Below are 3,432 nucleotides of genomic sequence, written 5' to 3'. Positions count from 1 at the left end.
GACCAGCATCAAATCACTGATTTTCGGATCGGTGACCGTCACGCCCGTGAGGATCTGGTTGCCGGTGTTCTGAACGGTGATGGTGTAAGTGATGATTTCGCCCACCACATTGGCCGTGCCACCCGGGACAGAGGCATCCTTGACGATGTTGAGGGCCGGCATCAACTGTTGGTTGCCAAAATTCACATTCGTGGCCTGTGGATAGCTGGCCGTGATCACAATGTCCTCGGGATTGGCGGTCGTCTGTACCCAGCCCGTTTGCTGGACTTCGCGCACCCGGTAAGCATCGTTGTCTGGATCGCTTGGGTCTGCATCGGGGGTGACCGAAAAGCTGTAATACCCCATGTTGTCGGTGAGGGTCGAGCGTTCTCCGGCATCCAGTAAGCCGTCCTTGTCCTTGTCAAGGAAGATGCGCCAACCTGCTAGACCGACTTCATCGTCGGAGGTGCCGACCATGTCGTCGGCCCCATCGGCATCCCGCATGCCATTGCCATCCAGGTCGTTGAATTTCATACCGCTGATTTCGCCTTCGATGATGGCGGAAGTCATGAGCTGAATGGACATCGCACCTTTGCCATCGACATCTACCGTGGTTTGCAGTGAGCCACCCGTCCAGGCCGAGGCGCCAAGGGTCATGCCGCGGCCTTGATCAGGCACATCTCCCGGTGAGGCAATCATCAGTCCGTAATGGATTTCAGCACCACCATTCTTGGTGGTTGGGCCGGTGTAAGTGAATGTGATGGTGACATGCCCATCTTTGGTGCCAATGCCCTGGGTGGTGTAGGTCACATCGCTGACCGCCGTGATGTTGGCGTTGACAGTCTTGAAATTGCCTTGCATGCCACCGGCATTGGAAAATCCGTCGCTGTCTGCCAAAGCGACTGTGCCGTTGAAGGCCGTGGGCGAACGGTCCAGGTCCGGTGTGGTCATGAACAAAAAACCGCCGGCGTTGGTGTTGGCCTGGTAATAGTTGTAGGTCAGGTTGAAGGCGTAGCTTTGGCCATTGACCAAAGGCGTGCTGTTGCCTGCTTTGTAATAAAAAACGTGAGGGACAACTTCGCCCTCAAAATAATTGGATTTGGCATCGGACAAGATGTTGTTGTTCCATTCGGCTTGTGTGCCTCGGGCAGCATCGCCATCGGCCCAATGCTGGTAAACCTTGTTCACGCTTGAGGCGGCAGAAGGCGCTTTGATGCTGGCCGATTCGGCATCGGTGCCCTGTTGCCGTGCCGATGGATTGGCAGCGCTGGAGAAATAGGATTCGCTGCGCCCTGAATCATCTGACTCGGTCAGCCTGCTGAAGCCCCTGGTTTTTGCGACGGTGCTGGGTTCTGACGGGGCCAATGCGTTGACTTGACCGTAAAGCGTTGAAACATCGGAATAGTTGTCGTCTTGGGAAAAAGATTTTTTTCCGGAACCGGATTTTTTTGCCATGCTGATCTCCAAATAACGGCCAATTCTTGGCCGCTCTGCATTTATTTTTTCCCCATTGAGGGAGCTGCAAACTTCTGGTTTGCAGTAAAGCCATAGTGCTTTTTAAAACCAATCCGCGCATCCAACGGAAGGTCTGTTTTAAGTGACCTCTGTAGATATTCCGGTAGATACAGATCATTGACTCCGACCTTGCTAAGTGGCGTGTATCTGCAAGATCTTTTCAAGCCATGGCATGAAAAAAACCGGGTCAATCTAGACAGACTGACCCGGTCTCAGCGCTCACCCCTGTGGCCTTTTTTTCGGCCCTGGTGATGGCGTGTGTGGACTCAGACGCCTAAGTAGTAGGCGTTGTCAATGTCCACCACAGGTGCCAATGCAGTGGCTGTGACAATGGCGTCGCCCGAGTTTTGCCCCAGCATGAAAGGCGCTTCAAAGATGAACTCGGCTGTCAGTCCTGGCGCCAAATCGCCCCAATCCCAGGCCTTTCCGTCAGCGCCACCGTTCAGGTCGTAGTCGCCATCGGTCAGCGTGAGGTCTTGTAAGGTCACGGTGCCATCGTTCAAGGCGGTGTACTTGTACAGTGGGTTGATGCCTGCCGCAGACGACAGGCTGGGGCCGGTCGGTATGTTGGCATCTTCCCAAGTAGCCCCGTCATCCACCGAGACGTATTTCGTCAGATCGATTTGTGCGTCATAGATCACGGTCACGCCCTCAAGGTCCGTCACGGCAAGGGTTTGGTCCGAGTCTGCCGTGGCGGTGTTTTCGACCCGACCGTCGCCACCACCGTTGCTGTCCAGGTCAGACTGCTGCAGGATGTAAGTTGACTCCAGAACAGCCGTTTTTCCAGGGTCCAGCGAAGCCAGCGTCGTGTTCAATCCAGTGGTGACATCTGTCACCACCACATTGGTCAAGGTCACTGTGCCTTGGTTGGTGACGGTGAAGCTGAAGTTCAACTCATCCCCGGCGCGGTCGGCAAAAGTATTGCCGTTACCGCCCGTGACATTGACAAACTCCTTGTCAAAGGCCAAGGCGATGCTGCGCAAGATCGGGGCAGACTCCACGTCACTGGCCTGAGGTGTCTGGGCACTGTCAACCAAAACGATGTTGTCGATGTAGCCATCCCCCCCGCCGTTGTTGTCCAGATCGGCTTGCGTCAACACGTATGAAGTCTGATAGGTCAGGACGCCATTGGGTGCCAAGGTCAAACCGGTTAGGTTCAAGTTGGTCAGGGGTTCTAACACCGACACATCGGTCAGGGTCACGTTGCCGGGGTTGGCCACCAAGATCAGGTAGTTGAGCTTGTCGCCAACGGCATCCACCAGGTTGTTCCCGTTGCCCTCGGTCACATTCAGGAAGGTCTTGTTCACGAACAACAATGGCCTGGCCAGCAAAGGCACGGTTTCGTCGTCGCTGACAGGCGCTGTTTCGACCGAATCGGCCACTGTGATGTTTTCGATGGCACCATTGCCTCCCCCGTTGTTGTTCAGATCATCTTGCGTGACCGTGTAAGTGGTCGGTATTTCTTGGAATTGCCCTGGAGCCAGTGAAGGGATCAATAAATTCAGGTTCGTCAGTTCATCGGTCACCGTCACACCGGTCAGGGTCACGCTGCCAGCGTTGTAAACCTTGATGTTGTAGGTGATGACCTGGCCAGCGGCATCGACAAAGAATTTGCCGCCAGCGATGTCGGTGATGGTCTTTTCCACCCCCAAGCCCACGCTGCGCAGCAAAGGGGTGGCTTCGTTGTCGCTGATGGCCGCGGTCTGGTCCGAGTCGGCCGTGGCCACGTTGTCGATGTAGCCATCGCCCTTGCCGTTGTCGTCCAGATCGGATTGCTTCAAGGTGTAGAAGGTTTCAAAATTCTGGCTTGCACCCGGTGCCAGGGTCAGGCCGGTGACATTGAGGCCCGTGCTTTCGTCCACCACGCTGACATTGGTGAGGGTGAGCGTTCCCAGGTTGGATACGGTCACCAGGTAATTGAGGACGTCATTGGCCGCA

2 protein-coding genes are annotated in these 3,432 nt (G+C 55.4%); both read right to left on the bottom strand.

Annotation, left to right across the window (positions count from 1 at the left end):
• On the bottom strand, positions 1–1,434 hold a 1,434-nt coding region (locus tag ACIQ3A_RS14455), incomplete at its 3' end, for a hypothetical protein (RefSeq protein WP_396432425.1).
• Positions 1,435–1,760: 326 nt separating this feature from the next.
• Positions 1,761–3,432: hypothetical protein (locus tag ACIQ3A_RS14450; protein WP_396432424.1), on the bottom strand; the 1,672-nt coding region annotated here is incomplete at its 5' end.

Source organism: Limnohabitans sp. (genome assembly GCF_044361985.1).
Classification (GTDB): domain Bacteria; phylum Pseudomonadota; class Gammaproteobacteria; order Burkholderiales; family Burkholderiaceae_C; genus Limnohabitans_A.
The sequence above is the reverse complement of the archived record's forward strand: the minus strand, read 5'-3'. Positions and strand labels throughout refer to the sequence as shown.